The sequence below is a fragment of the Candidatus Poribacteria bacterium genome (assembly GCA_028820845.1).
GTDB lineage: Bacteria > Poribacteria > WGA-4E > WGA-4E > WGA-3G > WGA-3G.
Map to the genome: position 1 here is coordinate 115011 of JAPPII010000022.1, position 25241 is coordinate 140251.

The following is a 25241-nucleotide window of genomic DNA, read 5'->3' on the forward strand; positions in this document are numbered from 1 at the left end:
ATTTCTAAAATACCATGCTTACTAAAGATCTCCTTCAGTATAAAATTAAAAAGGGGCAAATCCTCCCACAGTTCGTGAACCCAGCCGATGACCAGTTATTGGCAATCGCTGAGCAACTAATCGCCGTTTTTGAGGACTCGCCAGACACACAACGCGCAACGCTTTTAGAAGCGAGCAAACACGTTATTGATAGCACACCGGGGCCGCCGATAGTCAAGCGCGGACTCGAAAAACTCTTGTTAGACCGAACCGAATTTAACACTGCCCCCAACGAAGAACTCATCGCATTCCGCCAAAAACTTTTCACAGAGACGAGTCGCCTGCTTGCACAAGAGCAGTTTACGGATTATGCCGATTATCAGCACAAAGTAACACAGATAACAGCAGGCGAATTGCCGCCAGAGATCGGTCCTACGGGAGCAGGTGAACTCGCAACCAAACTCTACGTAGACTTACCAAACCATCAGCCCGTTCTCACTTTCAAAACCCTCTCTGCTGAGCGATTGCTGCACCGCTACAACGCCGCACAGGTCCAAGGACTCCTCCTTCATTGTAATGCCCTGACCCTAAAACTCGCCGATTCCATGACAGCCGAACTCCGTCAACTATTCAAATACCTCAGATTTAACCAACTTCTCTCTACAATTAGGAAAGAGGGTGAGTTGTATCAAATTACAGTCGATGGTCCGCTGAACCTCTTTTACAAAACAAAGCGGTACGGCATGAATCTGGCGAACTTTTTCCTTGCCGTATTGCATCAACCCAAATGGGAACTCACTGCAGATGTCCAATTTCGGAACAGACAACGTTCTCGGTTGTTGCTTGATGAATCGTGTGGTATCCAACCGATTTCGCAGCAGTTTCTCGCTTATATCCCTGAAGACATTCAACTCTTTCAGGCAATGCTCCGCAATAAGACGGAAGACTGGCAGATCCGCCCGGGAAGCCAATTCCTCCCATTAGTAGGTGATTTCTACTGCTTTCCTGACTATCAACTCGTTCACAAGAGCGGGGTCGAGACGGCTATTGAGCTCTTCCATCCGTGGCATCAGGGACATCTCATTGCAAGACTCAACACGCTTGTTGACCAAAAGGAGGTCTCCCTCATCCTGGGGGTCTCAAAAGAGTTGGAGAAAAAGCCGCTGATTGCGGAGGCACTCGCAGCATCTACGTATTTCTCGGAGTTCGGCTTCACATTCCGAGATGTGCCAACTATGCGTGCCTTGCTCCCAATCCTAAATTCACTCGTGTAGTCGAACAGGACGCACTGCCTAAAAATTGTGACATTCAGGCACTTTTATGTTATTCTCAAAAGAAAAAATTCTGAAATCCGCATCACCGCAAAATCCTTTTTGAAAAGGAACGCCTTATGGAAACTGAATCCATCCAACGTCTACTTTGTACTACCATCGAAGGTGCAAAGAGAGGGGTCAATAGCATCGCTTTCAGTCCTAACGGTACAACACTTGCAAGTGACAATGCCAATACGATCCAACTCTCAGATACTGCCACAGGGAGGAAAAAAAAGATGTTCTGGGTCGATATAGGAGAGAATATCACAGCGGATGTCAGTAGCGTTGCTTTTAGTCCCGACGGACGGCTGCTTGCGGGAGGGATTCACGAACCCGAAACCATCTGCCTTTGGGATGTGAATACGGGTGAACAACGCAAGACAATGCGGGAAAATGCGACTGGTGCTTCACATTGGGTCAATGCTGTCGCGTTCAGTGTTGATGGCAAAATAATCGCCAGTGGAAGTGAGGACAGCAATCTCTATCTCTGGGATGTACGGACAGGTAAAAGACTGAAAGCATTTGCAGAAGATGCAGAGAAGGTCTTCAGCGTTGTATTCAGTCCCAATGGAGAAACGTTAGCCAGCGGGAATAGTGGGAATGCCATCGACTTGTGGAATACTGCTACAGGCGAGAAACTGAAGACACTCACTGGGCATACCCATTGGGTTTTTAGTGTTGCTTTCAGTCCTGATGGACGAACAGTCGCAAGTGGGGGTCGTGATAAAACCCTCCGCCTTTGGGATGTCGCTATCGGTGAACAACGCAGAACTTTCACTGGACATACGGGAGTTATTTTTACTGTTGCCTTCAGTCCCGATGGATTAACCCTCGCAAGTGGGGGTGAAGATCAAATAATCCGTCTCTGGGATACAGGCACAGGTGAACAACATACGACAATCAAAGGGCATACAGCATCTATCAAAAGTGTTGCTTTCAGCCCGGATGGAACAATACTCGCAAGTGGTAGTAGAGACGGCACAGTCCGCTTGTGGGACCTAAAAAAATGAACACAACGGAATTAAATCCGAATCTAACCGCAGCACCACAAGAAGTAGGACTATCAGCAAAACGGCTTGCGTGTGTCTCTACAACTACACAGAAGTTCATCAACGAAGAGCGACTCGCTGGTGCGGTCACAGTCGTGGCGCGACGCGGTAAAATAGCACACTTTGAAACACAGGGCATGATGGACATTGAATCGGCTAAACCGATGCAAAAGGATACCATCTTCCGCATCTATTCAATGACCAAACCAATTGCTGCCGTGGCAATAATGATGCTCTATGAGGACGGAAAACTACAACTGGATGCCCCAGCTTCGGTCTATATACCCGAATTAGGAGGATTAAAGGTTACCAAGGATCCTGATGCTGAGACACTCGGACTCGTTGAAGTGGACCGGGAAATGGCAGTTCTCGACCTGATGCGGCATACTGCCGGACTGCCCGGTGCTGCTCGATATATGGCTGGAAAAACGGCAATTGATGAACGTTACCGAGAAGTCGGTCTGCACCGTTTACATGTCTGCAATCTACAAGAGATGGTTGAGAGGCTCGGTAAGATCCCGTTGTTGTATCAACCCGGATCGAAATGGCACTATAGTATCGCTGCAGATGTTTTGGGTAGACTCGTTGAGGTAATTTCCGGTCAGTCTTTCGATGTGTTCTTAGCTGAACGGATCTTTCAACCGTTGGGTATGGTGGATACTGGATTCTACGTTCCGTCAGAGAAGATCGACCAGTTCGCTGGGATGTACGGTCCAAAACCCGGGGGAGGCTTGCAGGCTGTTGATGCACCAGAAGGTGGAACCGGTCATATCTCCGAAACCAGTTTTAAACGGAACCCGAAATTCTTATCCGCCGGTGGCGGTTTGGTCTCTACCGCTGCCGATTTTTCCAAGTTTTGCCTGATGCTCTCATGCAAAGGTGCGCTCGACAGAAAACGACTGATGAAAGCCGAGTCTGTTGAATTGATGACCTCCAATCATCTACCGGAGCATTTGATACCGCTCGACAAAAAACCTGAAGCACGTTATGCAGGACTCGGTTTCGGATTGGGTGTCTCGGTTCGAGTACAACAGACCGATTGGATACCTGCCTCTCAAATTCGTGAATACGGATGGATTGGTGGTGCAAGCACCGAATTCTGGATTTCACCGCGAGATGAATTAGTAGCAATCACGCTCGCGCAGCACCTCCCTTTTTCAGAGCTGAGCGAAAAAATTAAACCACTCGTCTACGGTGCAATTTTGAAAGAATAATTCTCAGTAACTTTTTTAACTAATACCAATTCTAATTGATAATTCCTCTTAAAAGGTTGACTATTTTTCAGCGATGCTCGGTGCGGTTAGAAACCGCACCTACCGGGTGTGGTGTGAGTGGGTTCGGTTAATGCGAGATAAACTTTTAGAAATGGTATAACAACTGGCACCTAATAACCTATAACCACTAAAATGATTATCAAAAATACGCCAGAGCATATAAGCACGGATCAGATCGTGCTGTTCCCATTTGATGACTATAGTCTTCCATTCCAACACGGTGTCCGTTTACAACTTGTGCCTTATAGAGCCGGTGTCGATCAGACGCAGATTGTGGTCCATCCTGGTCCGCCTGGGACCCCGGACTGTTCCCGTGTTATCTATTACGGGTCTGTCCATTGTGTCGGCGACGAATTCTGGATGTGGTATCTCGGACAAGGTGAGGATGATCATTGGCATCATCGGGTCTGTTTCGCAAAAAGTCGAGATGGATACAACTGGGAAAAGCCAGAACTTGGACTCGTAGAATACAACGGCTCTACCCGAAACAATCTCGTTGATATTCAAGGTGGACAATATCATATTCAGGCATGTGTCGTGTATTATGAACCCGATGACCCGGATCCTACACGTCGGTTCAAAGCCATCATTGAGACCTCCAAGTATACCCCAAAATTCGCAGCCATGTTTAGTGAGGATGGACTCCAATGGCACGAAGCCGAACGGCATCCGAATCCACCCTCCTGTGAGATGTCTGGTATTACGAAGTTCAACGGTTGCTATTACCTAAGTGCCCACGGCGGCAGTCATACAGGTCCAACACGGCAGATGGTAGTATATACTTCTTACGATTTTGAACATTGGATGGAAGCCTCGTGCTTAGGTTTCAGGCGTGGTAATATCCCACCACGATCTATAGTATACGGTGCGCACCAAGGTGAGCAGGTCCATCTCGGTGCAGCCCTCTGGAACCGTGGGAATGTAATCCTCGGTCTCTACGGACAGTGGCACGGACCTGAAAATAACGATCGTCGGCACGTGACGATGGACCTCGGCTTAGTTGTCAGCAACGATGCACTCCACTATCGGGAACCAATTCCCGATTTTCAGATGGTAGAAGCAGCAGAGGACGACTTTGAGCATCTACCGACACCGATGAATTTCAAACACGCCGCACTTATGCAAGGACAAGGTTTTGAGAACATCGGCGACGAGACGCTCTTCTGGTATGCTCCTTGGCCAGAGCAGCTTAGCAACGGGGTCAGGATTGCGACGTGGAAACGTGATCAACTCGGTTATCTTCAGGCAGCAGAAATGACACGAAAAACGGCACAGCCACGACACGTAATTTCAGCACCTATTGACCTTGAAGGGCAACCTTGCACAGTAGCACTGAATGTTGAAGGTTTGTCGGAGCACGCACAGGTTACAGTTGACATCCTGAATGAACGTTTCCAACCCCTTGAAGGGTATTCCGGGGAAGACTGTCTCCCCCTCACCTCAGGATTTCAGCAAATGATAAAGTGGAAACGGAGATCGCGTGTTGAACATCAAGTCGATGCAATCCGAATCCGGCTCAATTACACCGGAATTCGTCCAGAGGACCCGAAGGTCTACGCCATTTACGTGAAAAAAGCACGGATATCTTGATTTCAATCTCAATTTCTGCTAAAATGTAATGGAGACATGGGAGGGAAAAATCATGCTTTTTCTATACAGATTAGACAAACTGCGCTCCGAAGTGCTACTATCAGTCATAGGGTTGATACTTTGCCTAACGGCGTGCGGTCCGAAACCCATTCCCTATTCACAAAACACAGAGGGTTCTGAACCCAGCGAAGTCGCTGTCGCACACTACAATTGGGGAATGGCTTATGCTGATCAAGGCAATTTGGCACAAGCTATTACTGAACTCACGTTGGCGATTCGGAACGAACCGGGGTGGGTAATGCCGTTTTTCACGTTGGGTGTTATCTATGGAAACCAAGGTGAACTTGATAGAGCAATTCAAGCCTGGGAGCGAGCCACGCAACTGGATGCTGATTTCGCAAAAGCGCATTACAATCTTGCTGTTGCCTATTCACATAAGGCAGAGAAAACACTCTCAATCGCTGCCTTGCGTGAGGCGATTCGAGTAGACGAAGCAGCACTTGCCGCTGCGAAAACGGAACCCGCATTCGATCTCATTCGGAACACACCGGAATTCCAAGAATTAGAGCGATCGGCTGAAGAAAAGGATTCGCAAGACTGACACCGCACCGGTCAAGATATGGCACGTTACACAACCCTTTCATCTTCAGAACTCGCACACATCGTAGCGCAATACCCGATCGGTACACCACTGAAACTTGAGGAAATGCTCGGTGGGTTCGGCAACAGCAACTTCAAATTGACAACTACAGCAGGTGAGTTCCTGTTGAAAATTTGCGATGAAAAAGATCCAGCAGAACTCCAGATGCAAATCTCCTTGTTGCAGCATCTCTGTGAACACGCATATCCAACAGTCTATCCGATTCTGACAAAAGACCTGAGACCCCTCACGCACGAGACAGTTGGCAGCGTGATGCTCTACCCATTCCTACAAGGCGAGCAACCCCAATCTTCGCCGGCTACCCTTGAGCAGATAGGTGAAGCACTGGCAAAATTGCACCGCATCCCCCCAATTGATGGACTCCCGCGCTTCCCTATGGGCATCTCACAGATGGTTCCCTTTTTCAAGGAAGTTCAAGGTACACAGTTTGCGACACATCCATTTGTTGAATTGCTGAAATCGCAGTTAGAGTCCATGAAACCTCAACTCAATGCGTCGCTTCCAATGGGGCTTCTACACGGTGACCTTTTTTTGGATAACACGCTCTTCAATGAAGATCAGATGGTAGCGATCCTTGACTTTGAAGAAGGGTGTTATGATGTGCTCCTAATTGATGTCGGGATGACTATCATTGGGTGTTGTTACACGCCGGAGCATGCGTTGAATCTTAAGGCGGCACACCGATTTTTAGACGCTTACAATGCTGTGCGTCCGTTGACAGAACGTGAATGGAAGCATCTGGACTGCTTCGTTCATTATGCCGCCCTCTCTATAGCGTTCTGGCGATTTAGACAATTTAATATCCGCCGACCGGATGCACACCGCGCCGATACATATCAGGAGATGCTAACGCGCAGCGAACAGTGGATGATAGCAAATAGCAGATAGCGGATAGCGAAGAGGACGTTTGGTCACGCTGCGCGTCTTTGCTAATTGCTAAAAGCCAATAGCCAATATGTCTTTAATACGATTGGAACACATCACTAAATTGTACGATCCAGACCTAATTCTGGACGATATATCGGTCTCAATTGAGCATGGAGATCGACTTGGGTTAATTGGTCGTAACGGAACTGGAAAAACAACGTTAATTAAAATTATCAATGGTATGCTTGCCAATTTTAAAGGTAAAGTTGTTGCTGCGAAGGGATTGCGTATCGGATACCTTAGTCAAGAACCCGAACTCGCCCGTGATTGTACCTTAAGGCAGGAGATGCTCAAAGTCTTTGAGAAACGGCGCGCCCTTGAAGATAAGATGCTCCTGTTGGCAGAAGAGATGGAGGCGCAGGAATCTCCAACCCTCCTTGCACAGTACGCCCAAATTCAGGAACAGCATGAGCGACTTGGCGGTTATGATTACGAGCATCAGATTAACCGTATTCTTGGTGGCTTAGGTTTCAGCGAACTCGATTTCAACCTTCCAATCGGTGTCCTGAGTGGAGGTCAGAAAAGTCGGGCAACCCTTGCCAAGCTCCTCCTTGAGCAGCCAGACCTCCTCCTTTTTGATGAACCGACGAATCACCTTGACATCAACGGTATTGAATGGCTCGAAAATTATCTCAATAACGAATACGCCGGTGCAGTCCTCGTTGTTTCTCACGATCGCTATTTTTTGGACAAGGTTGTCCGAAAAATTTGGGAACTCGAAGAACATAAGATAAAAATTTATCGTGGGAACTATTCCAAATACATTGAAACCAAAAGAGTTGAACAATTAGTCGGTGAGCGCGCCTTCAAAAAACAGCAAGCATTTATCGCACACGAAGAAGATTTTATTCACCGGAACATCGCAGGACAACGTACACGAGAGGCACAAGGCAGACGAAAAAAACTTGCACGGTTAGAGAGGGTCGAGAAACCGAAACGCGAGGCACCCACCTTCAAACTGACTTTTACACCTGAAGCGCGCGGTGGAAACGATATTCTCCGATGCCAAAACGTTAGCAAAGCCTTTGGCGATAAAGTCATCTTTACGAACTTGAATTTTGAGGTGTACCGCCGTGACATTGTCGGAATTATCGGGGCAAACGGCACCGGAAAGACGACACTATTCCGCATGGTTTTAGGCGAGGAACTGCCTACACAGGGCGAAATGTGGGTCGGACCCACGCTCAAATTTGGACACTATGCCCAAGAATTGGAAGGACTCAACCCAAATAATGAAATCATTGACGAAATCTGGGAGTTGTGTCCGCAGCAGACCCAAGGAGAAATCCGCAGCTTCCTCGGCAAATTCTTGTTTTCTGGCGATGATGTCTTCAAACGGATTGGGAACCTCAGCGGCGGCGAGCAGAGCCGTGTATTACTCGCGAAATTACTATTAGAGAACGCGAACGTTTTACTTCTTGATGAACCGACGAACCATCTTGATATTCCAGCACGTGAGGCTCTCGAGGCAGCACTGGCAGAATATCCCGCAACGCTTTTCATTATTTCTCACGATCGATATCTCTTGAGTAACCTTGCAACCAAGCTACTGATTTTTGACGGGAACCCCGGCGGAACCGCTAATCTCTTTGAAGGCAATTATGCTGAGTACGCGACACAGCAGCAACAGGCACTCCAAGAAGATCAGCCATTACCTGAAGAAGTTCAAGAATCAAAACCCGCACAGCCTTCTCAACCGAGACGTAAGTCGAAGTCCAAGCGCAAGCGGAAGATAAAGGCACAACGTCTGGTCGGAAGTAACTAAATTATTGGACACTTTTCGCGCCCCGGACCCAGTTGACTTCAACGGAAACCACCATGAAACGTAGTGGAATGGTGACCAGATTTAATAGTTTAAAAGATTTAATTTGACATTCCAGGAAAATTAATGTATAATTATTATATCCTATACGACATAAATAATATCCGATATGAGAGATATTATTTTTATCGTATGTTTTGACTTATACATTATTTTACCAATATCAACTTTCAACAGCAAGTTTGACTTGCGAGTGCCGCCAGAAATGTCTAAAGATCAGGAATTCCATAGTGATATTGACCTTATAATGCGTGTGATGCGTCATGCGCAGGCTGCTGTCAAATCCAGATTTATTCAGGATATCGTTCCGAATCGTCTGACGATCGTCCAGTTTAATGCCCTACAACATCTGCATTGGTATGGGCACGAGGCTGGGATGTCAGTCAGTGAGTTAGGTGAGCATTTAGGGCTTGCCCATAACACAACGTCTGGCTTGGTGAGTCGTCTCGAACGACACGGCTGGGTCGTCCGTCGGAGGTGCGACCAAGATCGGAGACGCTCTCGGATTAAACTCACACCGAAGTCTGAGGAGCTCTTCCGTGAGTCCGTAAAACACGCGACAAACTTTTGGCAGCGCACATTTGGGCAGCTCTCCACGCAGGAGCAGGAAAACTTGATTGACGGCTTAAAACGGTTGAAACAGGTAATGGCGAAGCCAGTCTGGCCAAGTTATGCACAACTGCACCCACGTGATGCCGATCATCTGAAGGAACGGTTTGAAGCCGATTTGGACGAACTCGCACAGGCAAAGCTCAAACTTGTCGGAATGCGGTTGATTCTCGCACGGATTGCCGAGAAACGAGATGAACATGAACTCGCGGCGTACCTGAATCAGGCTGCTTCCGAAGAAATACGCCATACGAATCAACTATTGGTCCTCCTCGGTCACGGTGAAAATTTCAAGACCCTCCTCTCGACACTCGTCCATGAAGACAGAGTCGTCTATGAGGAACTCTTAGCCTTGCTTGAAACTGCACCCTACACCGAGGATGATGAAGAATTAACGCTTTTACAACAGATGGTTCAAGATAACCAAAGATATAGACGTTGGTTTCGCAGTGTCCACAAACAAACGAATCAGTGACTTCTATTTTGTCAACAGCCATCAACGTTTCTGGTTTTGTCAAGCACCCGTCTTGAAAAAACGAGACTTTTTCCCGGCTGATGACGCTTAAGAGGAGAATATGCAGTCCCAAAGCTCTGAGAAAGTTCCACTAGACTGTTACGATGATACTGAGTTAATTGAGCAATTTCAAAACGGCGATAACGCTGCGTTTGACGCGCTCTTTACCCGCTACCAAAAACGCACCTATCGACTCGTACAACGTTTCGTCTCTAACCCTGAAGATGCCTCAGATTTGACGCAGGATGCCTTCATTCGGGCATATCAGGGATTGGGAGATTTCAAGAGTCAGTGCCAGTTTTACAGTTGGCTTTACCGCATTACGGTCAATCTCTGTATTGACTTCTTGCGGAAGAAATCAAGATCGGAAGTGCTCCTGTACGACTCCGATGAATCTGGCGAGTTGCCGATGGCAAATATCGCCGATCCGCGCTCAGAGTCCCCAGCAAAAGCGGTTGAGAATAAAGAGTTGAGAGCGCACATCCGAAAAGCCGTCCGACGACTCCCACCAAAGCAACGCCAAATCTTCATTTTGCGACACTGGAACGGGTTGTCGCTTAAAGATATAGCTGCTACTGTTGGTAGATCCGATGGAACGGTTAAGGCGCATCTGCTTCATGCACATCGTAACCTCCGCAAACATCTCCGTCCCTATCTACGGGAGACAGACTTCTAATTGGGTAGGTGCGGTTTTCCAACCGCACCAAAACTCGGCGGAACGGTTTACGCGCTCTCAACCTCGCTGGTAAAGAGTGCCTCAATGAAATCTGTCCCCGCAAAGTCTCGTAAGTCGTCAATCTTCTCACCTATCCCGATGAGTTTGACGGGTGCCCCAATTTCGGCGTTCACCCCAATAACTATCCCACCTTTTGCGGTGCCATCCAGTTTTGTAACCGCTACACCTGTAATTGGCACAGCGTCGTTGAAAATCTTCGCTTGCATTAACGCGTTTTGACCGACTGTTCCATCGACGACAAGTAACACTTCATGCGGTGCGCCTGCGTGGGCTTTCGCCATAACACGACCAATTTTCGAGAGTTCATCCATAAGCGGTTTTTTGGTATGCAATCTGCCAGCGGTGTCGACGATTAACACATCAGCATTCCGATGTTTTGCTGCGTGAATCGCGTCGAACACAACTGAGGCGGGTTCGGCACTATCTCCGCCACGAATGAGTTCCGCACCGGCACGTTCACACCAAATCGCGAGTTGATCTTCCGCTGCCGCCCGAAATGTATCGCCCGCAGCGACAACCACACGGTGTCCATCCGTAATAAACCGGCTCGCGAGTTTTCCGATCGTTGTTGTCTTGCCTGCACCATTTACACCAAGCACTAAAATTGTATACGGCTTTTCGGCTTCTATTTCCAGCGGTACATCCTCACCAAGCAGCTTCAAAATTTCTGATTTCAGCACCGATTCTAACGCTGAAGAATCGCTTAACCCTTCTGCTTCCACCCGTTCTCTGACGTTATCCATTAGGGTCAGAGTGGTATCAACACCTACATCCGACTGGATTAAAATCTCCTCAATCTCTTCCATCAAATCTTCGTCAATTCTTCTTCCAACGCGGAGGAGTCCTGACAACTGAGACAAGAGTTGGTTTCGTGTTTTCGTCAACCCAGATTTGAGTCGATTAAACCAATTTTCCTGTTCGTCTCCGGCATCAGATTCAACTTCGTCTTTATCACGACCTTTAAATAGATTTCTTAGCATTATCTCTCCTTTTTTACTACTCATCAGACTTCAGCAGTTAGCCAGAGAACACTGCGGATATTCAAACAATGACAACTGCGACACGATCTACTGACAGCCGACTGCTGATAGCCAATTGCTATTCTTATGATACAGTAACAGGGGGTGGAAAGGCAAACAAAAAACAGTATGTTTCACGAAAAAAGTCGTTATTTCAGTTGATAGTGATTTGCTACTGATAGTGATTTGCTACAACCCCTCTCTTAACTTATAACTTATAATTTATAACCACTTTACAAATTTCCTTGCAATACTTGCCATTTTGTCGTAAATTAAAGGATATTGTAAACACACATTCCTAAGCGCACGTTTATTTAGGTATTTAGAAATTCTACAGAATCCATTGGTTTTATACCTATAAATTGAGGAATTAATCATGAAAATCCAAACACGACACCAATTGCTACTTAATCTCGCAGTGATGGCCACACTGTGTCTATTCTTTACCGCCTGCACCAGTGAAAAGGCTTTGGAGGAGCTTGTTCAAACATCGGAAGAGGAGACGACAGCGATAGATCCCGCTGAACCTACAGATGAAGAACTGGCTGCTCCGCTGCCGGGGCTCCCTGAAGATGTGGCGGGTTACACACAGTGGTTAAAACTAAATGCCGAACCTATACCACCTGTTCCTCGTGGCGACCCGCACAACGGCGATAAAAATGTTTATGTCAACAAAACACGAGAAACGATTGCGCCCAATGGCGAACAGCAGTTTCCGTATCCTGATGGGAGTATTGTTGTAAAAGAGGCATATCGTCCCGGTAAGGATTATGTCGGACTCATCGCAATTATGCGAAAAAAAGCGGGTGTGAATCCTGATCATAACGATTGGGAGTTCATCGAGTATACGCGGAACGCACCGGATGCCGAATTCGGGGTCATAGCTAAAGATGGCGTCTGTTGGGGATGCCACGCCCGAGTCGAAGATATTGATTATGTTTTTACAGAACTTGAATAAAGAATAAGGAGGTCCTTTTGAATCCACATTACAGTGAGGTCGTGAAGTATGCCAACGACGCTCTGTTATTAACAAATCCCTTAGGTATGAAAGCGGATACAGTCAAGAAGTCATTTCTACTGCTCGCTCTTGTAGTTGGTGTTACAATGTGCCTCTTTTTACCCAAGGCAGCAGAAGCACGTCCTGAATTTGCCACTGAGCTTGGCAAAGAGTGTAGTTTCTGCCACATTGACCCGGCTGGCGGTGGTCCCCGAAATCGCGTTGGCGAAATCTTTGAGGAGAACTATTTTGAGTTCCCTGAAGATTTTGATATGGAAGCCGTAACCGAAGAAGCAAAAGAGATTGTCAAGCAGCTCACGACTTCGCTTGATTTGCAAACTGCATTTATCAAAACAACACATGTCGACGAGGGAGAGAACGCGATTGCTGGCTGCAATTCGTGCCACTCTTCGATTGATAGATTTCTTCTTATGCAAGCAGAGGTCACCTTCAACGCACAAGCCTCTGAACACGTCCGACTCACGCTTTCCAATAACGCGGGGACGACAATGAATGCATTTGCAACAGTAGATGCTATTCCAAAACATCTCTATGTCAAAGTCGGACAGTTCCGACTTCCGTTTGCTATCAAACAGAAGGACCACAACATCCTCGTTCGACAGGGCTATGGACTCGGTTCTAACAAACGGGATGTCGGGGTTGAACTTGGTGGCACCGCAGGAAGACTTTTTTACAATGCCGCCTTCTTTAACGCCGACAATGCCACGGCAACAGGCGGACTTGGTACAGTCGGTGCCCAACTCGGACCGATTCGAGCGGGTGTCTCTGGTATATTTGAAAAGCCGGGCGAAGACTGGGAACGGCTCATCGGGGCGTTTCTTACCGCCTCCTTTGCTGGATTGAGCCTTGAAGGCGAATTCAATTTTGGAAACAGTGGCGAAGTTGCCTCTTTCGCACCCGATGCCGTTGATTCAAAAGGATACTATGTCGGCGCAAGGTACCGACTCCTCCCGCAACTCACGCTCTCCGGTCGATACGGCCTCTTTGATCCGGATAGAACGGTTAAGGGAGACGCGAGCCAACGAGTGACACTCACCGCCCAATACAACTTTATAGAAAACGGGGCAATCTCTCTATTTTACTGGGCGAATCTTGCGAACCCAGACCGCAGTCCTGATGATACCATCTCTGATAAAGGCACGTTAAGACAACTCCAAGGCACCGATCAGATTATTTTGATGTCACACTTCTGGTTCTAACCGTTGTCTGGATCTGTCCCTGTTTGTAATAGACAGGATTTGTGAGTTAATGGTTTTACCTTCATATAATTTTGTAAGGACGGATTGCAGTATCCGTCCTTATGTGTTCATATTTACACATAACGCCACTCAAAGACACCTTGTTTATCTTTGGCACATTCTGGCGAGATTTGGAAACCCATCTGGACTTGACTTCCCTACTTTAAGCACTAAAAAAAATAAAACTCGGTTGGCATAAAAATTGCTACTGTAGAAATTGCGAAATTAAAAAATATCAAAAAATAATCTGTCGCTTTTCCGAGAGGGTATTTTCATGGTAGCTAAACTTTCCAAGGACTTTCTAATCGGTGTGATTGGGCTAATGGCGCTAATCCTTGTTGCCTGTATTTTCTACATTGTACAGGATAACATGACTGCGCGAACACGTTATAGTGTCAAGACCTTCACGCCGCAAGGAGAGGTGCCACAATGGGTCGATTTTTCGATTACGTTTTCAGAGGTGATCGTTGATAAGTCACGCGTCGGCACCGAAATCCCAGCCGAAGCGTTTCGGTTTACGCCAGCTGTTCAAGGCACAGCACGCTGGGTCGCACGCGATAGAATCGGATTTTTCTTAGATGCACCTTTGGCACCCGCCGCACAGTATACTGTTCAACTCACACCCGACCTGAACCCATCTGAAACATTTTTACTCACCGGACAAAAAGATTTCAAATTCGCGACTGAGCCTTTCACAATAGAGCAGACACGCATGGAATTTACCACAAATGAGGCACGTGAACAGGCAACAGGGTTTGGTACGATAGCGTTCAACTACCCTGTAACGACAGCTGATTTAAAAGCACATCTCTCTATTGAATTGGATGATGGAACAGAAATCCCGTATCAGATTGAGACCAACGCTGCTACGGCACGGACAGTTCGATTCAAAACACAACGGATAAAACGCGGCAGTGCCGACCGAGAAATAAAAGTTAAGATTGAAAGAGGATTTAAATGCACAGGCGGACAAATCGGTCTTGAGAAAGCACATGTCACGCCTGTTATGCTTCGAGGTATAGGAACACTCGGGGTAACATATTCGGACGTTTGGGAAAGTGACGGCACGCCATATATTTCAGTCAGTTTCAGCGCACCTGTACTTGGTGATACCGTCGAACCCTATCTGGAACTTACACCGGCAGTAGCGTATCAAGTCGTCGCTGATTATCGGAATATAGAAATCCACGGCGATTTCAAGCGGCGCACAACCTATACGCTGAAAATTCGGCGCGGTCTGACAGCGCGAAATGATGCCGTTTTGAAACAAGACTATATGACAAGGCTGAGAATCCCGGATATTCGACCGCAGCTTCGATTCCTGGGGGACGGTTTCTTTCTTGCACGGGAAGGGCAATTAAACCTCGGACTCACAACGATTAACATTGAGCGCGTAAAACTTGATATCGAAAAAGTTTTTGCGAATAACCTTGTCTATGTCTCAAAATTAGAGAGGTGGAGTCGCTGGAGCCGGAACTTGGGTAAACCTATTCATACGGAAGTACTTGACATTCCATCGCAGTTGAACCAGGAGGTGACGGTACCGATCTCCTTGGAAGACTATCTGTCAGACGAACATGTCGGTATCTTTAAAGTTGTGGCGCGGAACGCGCAGCGGGAATGGGACAGTGCACATCAATGGGTACTCGTTACGGATTTGGGCATCACTGCCAAACGCGCTGGGGATAGCCTATCCGTTTGGGTAAAATCTCTTGCTACCGGCGCAGCAGTGCCGACAGCGCGCGTCAAACTCATCAGCGATAATAACCAAACGCTCCTCAGCGGCACAACTAACTGGGCAGGCTTTGTCGAATTCACGGATGTCGCTGAGAAAACGGAAGATTTCACACCCTTTATGATTACCGTCGCCAAGCGCGATGATCTTGCTTTCGTTCAATTGGATCGGCACGAAATCGCAACGGCGGATTTCGATATCTCAGGTGCCGCCTATTTGCAAAAGGGCTATGAAGCCTTTCTCTATACAAGTCGCGGTGTCTATCGACCCGGTGAGACTGTCCAACTTGCGGGTATCGTCCGCGCACCGAAACAGGCAACGCCAAAGCCGCTGCCTACCCGTATTGAAGTGCTCTCTCCAGATGGTAGAATCCTACGAGAATTGAGGCAGCGAACGACGAAAGCCGGTGCCTGTGAGATGCGAATTCCGATTCCTGACTACGCACAGACGGGTAATTACATCGCCAAAATGCTGATTGCTGATAAGGTTGTCGGAAGAACCCAATTTCAGGTTGAGGAATTCATGCCCGACCGGATGAAGGTCGGCATCACTACGGACAAATCTATCTACAGGCTTGGAGATGAAATCGACATTCAAGTGGATGCTGTTAATCTGTTCGGCCCACCGGCTGCGGGACGAAAGGTTCAGGTTTCATGCGAATTGAGATCGATCTCCATCGCGGCTGCTGGCGGTATTTCATCAGCAGAATTTAATACAGCAAAATGGCGCACCTTCATCTTCGGAAGCACTGGATCGAACTTTGCCAAACAGTTTGAAAGTCAACGCGTTGAACTCGGAGAAGCTAAAACTGATCCATCAGGTAAGGCGCGCTATCAATTCGCTATTCCTTCAACCGTGAAAGCACCCTCTCTGTTAAATGGAGTGCTCACGGCTACCGTCAGTGAAATCGGAGGCAGGGCTGTCACGGCTTCACACCGAGTCGTTATCCATCCGTATTCGCATTATGTCGGGCTTCGACGCACAAATATGGCGGACGCTAAGATTAATCAGCCGGTCCGTATCGACTATGTAGCCGTTGATGATGCTATGGCTGTTGCGCCTGGACGCGCTTTACGGTTGAGCCTCCACAAAGTCAACTGGAACACGATACTTCGGCAGAATACAGCTGGACGTTATGAATACGTCTCCGAACCGCAGACGACCGAGGTCGAGACGCACGACTTAACTTCGGCAGAGACAGCACAGCCCCTAACACTAACACCTTCAGGCTACGGTGAATATCGCGTCCGACTTGAGGACCTCAAATCGACGGCGACAGCGGAAATCGGATTCTACGTTAACGGTTGGGGCAATACGGCGGTGTCTATGGAACATCCGACCCGCTTGGATCTGACCCTCAATAAGCCTGCCTATCGTTCTGGTGAAACAGCGAAACTACATGTCAAAGCACCCTTCCCCGGTACGCTCCTGCTGACCGTTGAGCGGGACAAAGTCCTGAGTTACCGCACGATTGCGATGAAAGAAAATACCGCGACTTTGTCAATTCCTGTGCGGTCGAGTTATAGACCAAACGTTTACCTTTCTGCAACGCTGATTCGTCCTATGCCTGTGGATACTGTATCGCTGGACCACTATCAACCACTTCCAGCACGAGCATTTGGCGTGATACCCTTGAAACTGGATGCAACCCAGAGAAGGCTTTCGATAGATATGTTTCTTTCACAACAGGATGAGGCGGGTGTATCTTCAAAGGTTCCACTTTCCGGTGAAGGGATGCGTATTGTGGACGGAGAAAATACTGAGATAGCTGTCCGACCGAACAGCAGTGTGGACATCACCTTCCAAGTGCAAGGCAGACGTTCATGGCAGAAATACGAGGTCTGTATCGCAGCTGTGGACGAAGGAATCCTTTCGCTGACAGATTTCCAAACGCCTGATCCACACGATTACTTCTATCGGCAGCGCGGATTAAAGACGCGCTCCTTTGACCTGTATAGCGGTATTTTGCCTGAAATTGCCGGTCTCACTGATAATTCGAGTACAGGGGGTGATGCTGCACCCGACACAGCACGAAGCAAACGGCTTAATACCGGTAGCATTATACGGGTGAAACCGATCTCGCTTTGGTCTGGATTCGTGCAAACCGATGGAAGGGGACGCGGTACTGTTCAATTTAAAATCCCGCAATTCAACGGGAAATTACGATTGATGGCTGTTGCTTTCGCCGGCGCAAATTACGGTGCTACGGAGGCATACTTGACTGTCCGTGAGCCTATTGTCCTAACGCCAACCTTCCCACGCTTCTTGGCAGGGGGAGACAAACTCCGTGTACCTGTTACCCTTTTTAACGGGACAGGTGAGGCTGGCGAATTTACTGTCGAATTGCAAACCGAAGGGGCTGTGCAGCTCCTGTCAGCAACTGCTGCGAATGGGATGTCTCAAACGCCACCTCCCTCTGTAGGAGAGATGTCCCAATCCCGACGGCTCTCTGTTGATGCCGGGGCGGAAGCACAGGCGTTTTTCGATATTCACGTTCACGATGCGATTGGGGAAGTCGGTTTCAATCTATCTGCACAGGGAAATGCTGAGACCGCCGAGATAGACGTGAAACTTCCATTACGTTCTACCGCCCCACCTGTCACAAAGACAGGGCAAGGCGTGGTCCGTGCTGGTAAACCGGTCGATTTCATTTTCCCCGCAAATTTGATACCGGATTCCTCGGAATTCAGCCTCACGTTATCGCCGTTTCCAAATATCGCTTTTGCTGATAGCCTCCGTTCCCTTGTCCGTTATCCGTATGGATGTTTGGAGCAGACGACGAGTCGGGTTTTTCCGCTCCTCTATTTCAGTGATCTGGCGCGAAGTGTTGAACCGATGCTCGCCAATGAGGATTTAGTCGATCACTATATTACGTCAGGTATCACTAAATTAGAAAGCATGCTAACGGCAAGGAATCATTTCGCTTACTGGCCCGGCGGAACTTACATCAACGCGTGGAGTAGTATCTATGCCTCCCATTTCCTCGTTGAAGCTCGGAAAGCGGGCTATGAGGTTGCAGATCGGGTCTACGACACAATGCTGGACGGTTTGCGGGAACGGGCAAAGTTCTCACCAAACGCAGAGGGTCGAGATGACTCTGAAGGGATAAAGACGGATACCGCACTTGCGACCTATGCTGCTTATGTCTTAGCCGCCGCTGGGCACCCCGATCGCGGAACAATGAATTATCTGAAGAATAGAGGGTTGAGTGGACTTAGCGACTATAGCCACTTTCAACTTGCTGGCGCGTTCGCACTTAGTGGCGAATTAGAAACCGCGCTGTCAATGCTACCGGTTTCAGTATCACCAGGTGTGAATGATAAAAACAGCACGCGGTGGGAGACAGGTGGTACTTTTAACTCTCCAATTCGAGCACAAGCTATCATGCTCGATACGCTTGCCGAAGTCAATGAGAATCATCCATCAATCCCTATGCTCGTTAAGAATCTAAGAGACGCTGCATCCGACGGGAACCGATGGAGAACAACACAGGATAACGCTTTTGCTTTCCTTGCACTCGGTAAGATTATGAAGAAACAGATGGACAAGGACTACACCGGCACTCTGAAAATTAATGGTGAAGATTTTGCTGACTTCGATGCAACGGAGGCACGCTACACCCATGAGGGGTGGGATGGGGTGCGCGTGCAACTTTCTGTCGAAGGCAAGGGAAGCTGTTACTATTACTGGAGTGCTTATGGCATTCAACGTGACTCCTATGTTGAAGAATACGAGCGTGAAATACAAGCGCGCCGTCGCTACTTCAACAAAGATGGCGAGGAATTGGCTCGACAGTTTGCGCACGGGGATTTAATCGTTGCGGAGATAACCGTTAAAGCACTTACTGCTAATCTGGAAAACGTCGTTGTTGTGGATATGTTGCCTGCCGGATTCGAGATTGAGAACCCGCGGTTGGAGTCTCGTGCGGGAATTCCGTGGCTGAGAGCGCAGGACTTCAAGCCGGACTATCTCGATATTCGCGATGATCGGCTCATTTTCTTCGGCACGTTCCCGCGTCAGCGCGAACGTAAATTCTATTACGCACTCCGTGCTGTCACGCAGGGCGAATTTACCTTGCCACCTATCGCTGCCGAAGCGATGTACGATGCAACGAAATCTACTGTAAGTGGTAGCGCGCGTATTGAAGTGGTTACAGAGTGATGAGAAACATTAGAATGGCTATTCGCTATCCGTTGTTCGCTATTCGCTATCTACGGTTCGCGGTTCGCGGTTCGCGGTTCGCTATCTGCTATCCGCTATTCGCTATTCTCGCCCTCTTTATGATCGCCAATTGGTGTTTTCCGCTGCCTAAGGCACAACTCCACCGACCTTCATCTCCTATCGTTTTGGATAGAAATGGTGAATGGCTCCGCGCATTTTTGGCTCCTGACGGGATGTGGCGATTTAGCTGTCAGTCCAAAATGGTGAACCGCGAACCGCGAACCGCGAATAGCGAACCGCGAACCCACAACTACTTTCTCCATCAAGCAATACTAACGTCGGAGGATAGGTGGTTTTACTACCACTTTGGCATTAACCCGGTATCCATTGCGACTGCCTTTTATGACAACCTCACAGCCGGCAAGGTCGTACGCGGCGGATCAACAATTACGATGCAGCTCGCACGGCTGATGGAGCCTAAGGCTCGGAACGTCCCAAACAAATTGTGGGAAATGTTCCGTGCCATCCAACTTGAACTCACCTATTCCAAATCCGAGATTTTAACCTATTACTTCAATATGCTCCCCTACGGTGGAAATATCGTCGGGACAGCGGCAGCCTCGCGGCTTTACTTCAATAAACCGCAGCATGCGATGAGCCTTGGTGAAGCAGCACTCCTCGCCGCAATTCCCAACTCTCCCGAACGCCTGCGTCCAGACAGATTCCCAGAAAATGCAAGAGAGGCACGAAAAAAAGTGCTGAACCGACTCCTTGCACATCAGCAGATTTCCGAACAGCAGTGGCGGGCGGCATTGCAAGAACCGATTCCAACAAAACGCTATCCGCTCCCGTTCAAGGCACCACACCTCGCACGTATGCTCGTAAAGGGAAAAGGACTACACACCGGACCAACGACAGGGGGCAGGATATACACGACAATAGACGTGAAAGTTCAAGAGACGGCACTCCGTATCCTTCGAGAATACCTTGATGCTTCTTATGCAGGTGTCGTCAACCTCCGCTTACCAAGCACAGGGGCTATTGTCGTTATGGACACTCGGAGCCGTCAGGTTTTGGCAATGGTAGGTTCTCACGACTTTTTCGACCGTAAGGCGTTAGGACAGATAAACGGAACACTTGCACCCCGCTCTCCCGGCTCTGCACTGAAACCTTTCGTCTATGCACTCGCAATGGAGCAAGGCTTGATTACACCTGAGACCCTTTTATTTGATGTCCCTGTCACATATAATGGGTATGAACCGGTGAACTATGACGGCAAATATAGCGGTTATGTTACCGCACGTCAGACACTTGCCCGTTCTCTGAATGTCCCCGCTGTTAATCTCAATGCACGTCTGAAAAACGATACATTGCACACTTTTCTCAAACGGGCGGGAATCTCAACGCTGGCACCGGCGAAAAAGTATGGGCTCTCTATGGTTCTCGGTGGATGCGAAGTGAGCTTGCTTGAACTCACAACGCTTTACGCAGGGCTGGCAAATATGGGAGAATTCGCACCGTACCAATTGACACTCTCAAACCGCGAACACAGTTATCTTGCCGATAACCCCCCAAAACGTTTGCTTCGGCAAGAGACGAGTTTCATCATAACTGAGATGCTCACAACTTTACAACTCCCGGCAAATACCGTTAAGAATCCTGAGGCTTTTGAAAGCACGATGAATCTACCAAAGATTGCGTGGAAAACCGGGACCTCGTACGGACACCGAGATGCGTGGTGTATCGGCTATTCACCGGAATTAACGATTGGGGTTTGGTTGGGGAACTTTGATGGGAAAGGATCGTCAATGATGAGCGGGGCAGACGCAGCAACGCCTATTTTGTTCGCGCTCTTCACGGCACTGACAGGGCAGGATACACACCGCTGGTTCGCGAAACCGGAACAACTGAAAACACGGGAAGTCTGCACACTCAGTGGTGCTCCTGTTTCACCACACTGCCCGACCCGTAAAAGCGATGTCTATATCTCTGGTGTTTCACCCGTCGCAGCTTGTACGATTCACAAACGCGTCTCTATTGATGAGGCGACGGGTTACAGTCTCTGCTCCCACTGTCGGAGCCTTGACAAAACGGAGTCACAAAATGGATACAAGACTGTTATCTTTGAAGAGTGGCCCGCGGCGGCAGCGACGTGGTTGGCAGAAAATGGATTTGCTGTGCCTGTTTTACCGGAGCATAACCCGTTGTGCAACGGTGCAATCGCAGGGACGGCACCGGTCATCTTATCACCTACAGAAGACACTGTGTATTACATTCGACCGGGTGTCCCCTTAGAGAACCAAAAGATTCGACTCTCCGCCTCCGCTTCTAACAGGACACAAGAACTGTTCTGGTTTTTGGATGGTGAGTTAATTTTCAAAGGGAACGCAGGACAGCAGTATTGGCTTACACCTGTCAAAGGAAAACATCTACTGACCTGTGTGGATGCGGAAGGCCGCTCGGCAAGCCTCCCGCTTCACATTTCGACCATCCCGTAGGTGTGCCTACTACACAAAACGCTTAAAACCTACCGGAGTTGGACTTCAGTTTTCCCCACGTTGTTGTCAATTTGTCCTCTGCTTTCACGGCGAGGGCTGTTGCCATATTTTTTTCGACTTCCTCTGCAGTGAGGGCTACGCTCCAAATCTTAAATTCATCGATAACACCGTTGAAGAAGTTGCCGTTCCCTTGGTTCGCTGCGATGCACATACCTTGAGTGCCGAAATCCATGCGGGCATCGCCACCGGCTTCCGCTTCAGCATCAAGTTCTCCGTCAATATACATCCACGCCGTTTTTCGGCTCTGTGACCCGACAAAATAGTACCATTTCGGCTCAAACTTATCATAATTCGTGAGTGCCTCTAATTCTACACCTTGCGTCGCAAAGTAGAACCCGAATAACACACCGCCGCGATTGAAGGTAATGTGAGGTCTCCCACCCCCTTGAAGCCGGTATAGCAGATCGATACGGTTACCACCCTCAATCTCCTCGTCGGGTTTGAACCAAAATTCAATCGTCATCTCTTTCGGCTGATCAATTTTGAGCGGGTCGAAGTTAACACTCCCGTTGTTGAAATGGAGTGCTTGTCCAACAACACCTTCTACCCATTTGGCGTTTTCTATGTCCCCAACGAACCCATTTGGAGACGTATCTTCCGCCTTGTTGCCTGCGCCTTCGTCAAAAGGCAAATAGACGAGTAAATCTGTCGCTGGGTCGGCTGCGTGCCCAAACGTGCAGCTCAGTAAGAACAGCACAGCTGCGAAAAAATATGCTAAATATTTCATCATGTTTTCCTTAATAGGGAGATTTCAACTTTCCCCACGTTGTTGTTAATTTATCGATCGGTTCAACCGACAAGGCTTCTGGTAAGTAGTAGTTAAGGATGAATTCGCCCATAATCGCACCCCACGAAACACCCGGATGCGGGACATCGCCAACATAGGTTTGGACAAAGATACCCAAACGACCACCAGTGTCTGTGTTGAATAGCACGCCTGGATCGATCCGCAAATCGTCCTTCGTATTTTCAGCCAATGCGATCTCTACCTCCCACGGCGATTTCTCGAAATCCTCCACGTGGAACGGATAAGACGTATTATACTTCTTCAGACTTGGTATAAAGTCTTTGCCTTCCTGTGTCGGGGTCATTTCAACGGGATTCGCTTGCCAAGCGTCCGGACCCCTACCCATCCACACGTGCGCCTCTGGGACATCAACGACATGACCTAATGCCACCTGTCCGTTTGTTTCTGCGGGTCCTTCCGATGTGTAGAACGTGTATTCGCCTGTGTTGAAAATCGTGTTACCGGCATCAAGGAACTCTTCGAGAAGCGAACCGTCGGGTTTTGCGTTGCCGGTCGGATAAATCGTTGATGGCGTGATACCTGTCAGAATCAGCGTATTGCCGCCACCCGCCGTGTGCGCTGCGACCCAATCCGCTAATCCCTTAATGTCCTTCGGGTCAAAAGCCGTCAGGTTTACCTTATTATCAATAAGCTTAATTACGGTATCAATTTCCGCTTGAGCACCTTTTGGATCTTCACGTGCCCACGGATGTGAGTCAGTGTGGATCGCGAAATTGTAATTGGCTTCCGCTTGACTGGAAATCAGAACTATTAGGCAAAGAATAATTAGTTTCTTCAACGGTTTCCCTCCTCTACATGTTGTAGACGGGCACAGTGCCCGCCCTATTATATCTATCTACTTTTCAACGCGCCCCATGTAATAGCCAATTTATCGACAGGTTCGACTGCTGTTGGTGGGATACCGGGGCCATTAATTTCAACGTATTCATAGGCAACGGTTGAATCCCTACCCCCTAAACCCGGACGACCTTTGTCGTAAGTCTTATCTTGAGTTTCAACCATCAATTTCCCGTCAATGTAGGTTCTAAGGGTTTCGCCTTCCACTTCAAAGACTATGGTGTATGCATCGCCACCTTTTGTATCCTTTGAATCTGGTCGTTGTGGGCGGGGACCACCGGTGATTTCATTTGCAGCACCGCCTTGGAACATGAAAACCGAGGTTGTATGTGAGTTGTAACTAATCTCCATAAAATAGAAATCTACAGCGGGTTCCTCTGTTCGGACAAAGAGATGAAAATAGGGGCCGACGAGCTTCCGCGCCCCGACTTCCATTCGGTAATCGGTCCAACTCTCTTCACCAAAGTAGATACCGGAATTCTGTCCGCCGCCAACAGTGAGTTCAAGCATGCCGTCTTTTATTTCTGCAGTCGCCTGCGGTCCGAGTTCCCAATCCGCGATTTCCTTGTCGCTATCGAATTCAAAACGAATTGCCAGTGCTGGATGTATCGCCAATATAAAAACGAAACAGATCCATGCACAAACGTACCACGTCCTTAGCATTTTCATGAGATTCTCTCCTTCGGCAAAAATGAATTGGATTTGTACCACAAACTGTTAGTTTGTGTGTGGGATTTGCACGCAAACTAACAGTTTGCGCTACATCTAAACTTTGCTACAGTTTATGCGAAAACGCGTAATCTGTCAACTCCCTACTCACATCCCTCTAATCGCAGCAACAGTCAGGCACCCCCATCCGACGATAAATGCCAACCCACCGATTGGGGTAATTGCACCGAGCCACCGAATGCCTGTGAGGCTCAGTATGTAGAGACTCCCAGAGAAAATGAGAATGCCAGCAAAAAAACACCAGCCCGCTGCAGTCGTGAGATGGTTCTGCCACTGTGATACTGCCCACGCCGCAGCGAGCATCCCCAGGCTGTGATACATCTGATACCGAACCGCTACCTCGAACGTCTCAAGCATCTCTGGCTTGAGTATTGACCGGAGTCCGTGCGCGCCAAACGCACCAAAAGCGACCCCAAGTAGACCTAAACCCGAACCGAGCGCAAAGAAAAGATTTGACATGGATGTCTCCTTTCAGAAATTGATGATTGACATCAATTATAACTTAAATCGCGCGAATCGTGTCTGATATTTTCTATGAAAGTCCTATAATCCTGCAAATCCTTGGTAAACCTTTGACTTATAACCTACAACCCACAACTCATAACCCATAACCCACCCCTCACAGAAATATTTTCTTGACATTTTTGACACGCTGTGATAAGAT

The 25241-nt window shown here is 48.2% G+C and carries 18 protein-coding genes; 13 read left to right on the forward strand and 5 right to left on the reverse strand.

The features are described 5' to 3' along the window. Nucleotides 1–14 precede the first annotated feature (14 nt). From OXN25_05840 to OXN25_05880, 9 genes are all read left to right on the forward strand, one after another. Entirely contained in the window at nt 15–1253 is a 1239-nt protein-coding gene (locus OXN25_05840; protein MDE0424370.1) for a DUF790 family protein, read from the forward strand. Between the two features lie 116 nt (nt 1254–1369). Next, on the forward strand, nt 1370–2302 hold the full coding sequence (locus tag OXN25_05845; protein ID MDE0424371.1) for a WD40 repeat domain-containing protein: 933 nt from the start codon (nt 1370–1372) through the stop codon (nt 2300–2302). Next, on the forward strand, nt 2299–3555 hold the full coding sequence (locus OXN25_05850; GenBank protein ID MDE0424372.1) for a serine hydrolase: 1257 nt from the start codon (nt 2299–2301) through the stop codon (nt 3553–3555). Before OXN25_05845 ends, OXN25_05850 begins: the two co-directional genes overlap by 4 nt. A 192-nt stretch (nt 3556–3747) precedes the next feature. Further along, a complete protein-coding gene (locus OXN25_05855; protein MDE0424373.1) occupies nt 3748–5205 on the forward strand; it encodes a hypothetical protein in 1458 nt (485 codons plus the stop codon). A gap of 52 nt (nt 5206–5257) precedes the next feature. Further along, nucleotides 5258–5806, forward strand: a complete 549-nt coding sequence (locus OXN25_05860) for a tetratricopeptide repeat protein (protein MDE0424374.1) — start codon at nt 5258–5260, stop codon at nt 5804–5806. An 18-nt stretch (nt 5807–5824) separates the two neighbouring features. After that, nucleotides 5825–6754, forward strand: a complete 930-nt coding sequence (locus tag OXN25_05865; protein MDE0424375.1) for a homoserine kinase — start codon at nt 5825–5827, stop codon at nt 6752–6754. Nucleotides 6755–6821: 67 nt separating this feature from the next. Then, nucleotides 6822–8558, forward strand: a complete 1737-nt coding sequence (locus tag OXN25_05870; protein MDE0424376.1) for an ABC-F family ATP-binding cassette domain-containing protein — start codon at nt 6822–6824, stop codon at nt 8556–8558. Nucleotides 8559–8820: 262 nt separating this feature from the next. Then, nucleotides 8821–9699: a MarR family transcriptional regulator gene (locus OXN25_05875; protein MDE0424377.1), complete on the forward strand. Its 879-nt coding sequence runs from the start codon at nt 8821–8823 to the stop codon at nt 9697–9699. A gap of 100 nt (nt 9700–9799) precedes the next feature. Continuing rightward, nucleotides 9800–10414, forward strand: a complete 615-nt coding sequence (locus OXN25_05880; protein MDE0424378.1) for a sigma-70 family RNA polymerase sigma factor — start codon at nt 9800–9802, stop codon at nt 10412–10414. Between the two features lie 47 nt (nt 10415–10461). Here the strand turns inward: OXN25_05880 and ftsY are convergent, their stop codons facing one another. Then, a complete protein-coding gene (gene ftsY, locus OXN25_05885; protein ID MDE0424379.1) occupies nt 10462–11454 on the reverse strand; it encodes a signal recognition particle-docking protein FtsY in 993 nt (330 codons plus the stop codon). Between the two features lie 415 nt (nt 11455–11869). Here ftsY and OXN25_05890 point away from each other — a divergent pair, with 415 nt between their 5' ends. From OXN25_05890 to pbpC, 4 genes are all read left to right on the forward strand, one after another. Further along, nucleotides 11870–12451 (forward strand): cytochrome P460 family protein, encoded by a 582-nt coding sequence (locus OXN25_05890; GenBank protein MDE0424380.1) that lies wholly within the window; start codon nt 11870–11872, stop codon nt 12449–12451. A 17-nt stretch (nt 12452–12468) separates the two neighbouring features. Beyond that, nucleotides 12469–13710, forward strand: coding sequence for a hypothetical protein (locus OXN25_05895; GenBank protein MDE0424381.1), 1242 nt, complete (start codon nt 12469–12471; stop codon nt 13708–13710). 409 nt (nt 13711–14119) lie between these two features. Beyond that, nucleotides 14120–19645, forward strand: coding sequence for an alpha-2-macroglobulin (locus tag OXN25_05900; protein ID MDE0424382.1), 5526 nt, complete (start codon nt 14120–14122; stop codon nt 19643–19645). A 14-nt stretch (nt 19646–19659) separates the two neighbouring features. Next, on the forward strand, nt 19660–22143 hold the full coding sequence (pbpC, locus tag OXN25_05905) for a penicillin-binding protein 1C (protein ID MDE0424383.1): 2484 nt from the start codon (nt 19660–19662) through the stop codon (nt 22141–22143). A 22-nt stretch (nt 22144–22165) separates the two neighbouring features. Here pbpC and OXN25_05910 read toward each other — a convergent pair whose 3' ends face one another. The 4 genes from OXN25_05910 to OXN25_05925 form a co-directional block, all read right to left on the reverse strand. Beyond that, entirely contained in the window at nt 22166–22933 is a 768-nt protein-coding gene (locus tag OXN25_05910; protein MDE0424384.1) for a LamG domain-containing protein, read from the reverse strand. Between the two features lie 7 nt (nt 22934–22940). After that, nucleotides 22941–23789, reverse strand: a complete 849-nt coding sequence (locus tag OXN25_05915; GenBank protein ID MDE0424385.1) for a hypothetical protein — start codon at nt 23787–23789, stop codon at nt 22941–22943. A 53-nt stretch (nt 23790–23842) separates the two neighbouring features. Then, nucleotides 23843–24517 carry a DUF1080 domain-containing protein gene (locus tag OXN25_05920; GenBank protein MDE0424386.1) on the reverse strand — a complete coding sequence of 225 codons (675 nt, stop codon included), beginning with the start codon at nt 24515–24517 and terminating at the stop codon, nt 23843–23845. A 147-nt stretch (nt 24518–24664) separates the two neighbouring features. Next, nucleotides 24665–25036 (reverse strand): DUF423 domain-containing protein, encoded by a 372-nt coding sequence (locus OXN25_05925; protein MDE0424387.1) that lies wholly within the window; start codon nt 25034–25036, stop codon nt 24665–24667. Nucleotides 25037–25241 lie beyond the last annotated feature (205 nt).

Bases quoted from the DNA above. Each gene is read 5' to 3' on its own strand.
- OXN25_05840 (MDE0424370.1), top strand. From the start codon at position 15: ATGCTTACTAAAGATCTCCTTCAGTATAAAATTAAAAAGGGGCAAATC.
- OXN25_05900 (MDE0424382.1), top strand. From the start codon at position 14,120: ATGACTGCGCGAACACGTTATAGTGTCAAGACCTTCACGCCGCAAGGA.
- OXN25_05925 (MDE0424387.1), bottom strand. From the start codon at position 25,036: ATGTCAAATCTTTTCTTTGCGCTCGGTTCGGGTTTAGGTCTACTTGGG.
- OXN25_05850 (MDE0424372.1), top strand. From the start codon at position 2,299: ATGAACACAACGGAATTAAATCCGAATCTAACCGCAGCACCACAAGAA.
- OXN25_05870 (MDE0424376.1), top strand. From the start codon at position 6,822: ATGTCTTTAATACGATTGGAACACATCACTAAATTGTACGATCCAGAC.
- OXN25_05910 (MDE0424384.1), bottom strand. From the start codon at position 22,933: ATGATGAAATATTTAGCATATTTTTTCGCAGCTGTGCTGTTCTTACTG.
- OXN25_05865 (MDE0424375.1), top strand. From the start codon at position 5,825: ATGGCACGTTACACAACCCTTTCATCTTCAGAACTCGCACACATCGTA.
- OXN25_05845 (MDE0424371.1), top strand. From the start codon at position 1,370: ATGGAAACTGAATCCATCCAACGTCTACTTTGTACTACCATCGAAGGT.
- OXN25_05860 (MDE0424374.1), top strand. From the start codon at position 5,258: ATGCTTTTTCTATACAGATTAGACAAACTGCGCTCCGAAGTGCTACTA.
- OXN25_05890 (MDE0424380.1), top strand. From the start codon at position 11,870: ATGAAAATCCAAACACGACACCAATTGCTACTTAATCTCGCAGTGATG.
- ftsY (MDE0424379.1), bottom strand. From the start codon at position 11,454: ATGCTAAGAAATCTATTTAAAGGTCGTGATAAAGACGAAGTTGAATCT.
- OXN25_05855 (MDE0424373.1), top strand. From the start codon at position 3,748: ATGATTATCAAAAATACGCCAGAGCATATAAGCACGGATCAGATCGTG.
- OXN25_05880 (MDE0424378.1), top strand. From the start codon at position 9,800: ATGCAGTCCCAAAGCTCTGAGAAAGTTCCACTAGACTGTTACGATGAT.
- OXN25_05875 (MDE0424377.1), top strand. From the start codon at position 8,821: ATGTCTAAAGATCAGGAATTCCATAGTGATATTGACCTTATAATGCGT.
- pbpC (MDE0424383.1), top strand. From the start codon at position 19,660: ATGGCTATTCGCTATCCGTTGTTCGCTATTCGCTATCTACGGTTCGCG.
- OXN25_05920 (MDE0424386.1), bottom strand. From the start codon at position 24,517: ATGAAAATGCTAAGGACGTGGTACGTTTGTGCATGGATCTGTTTCGTT.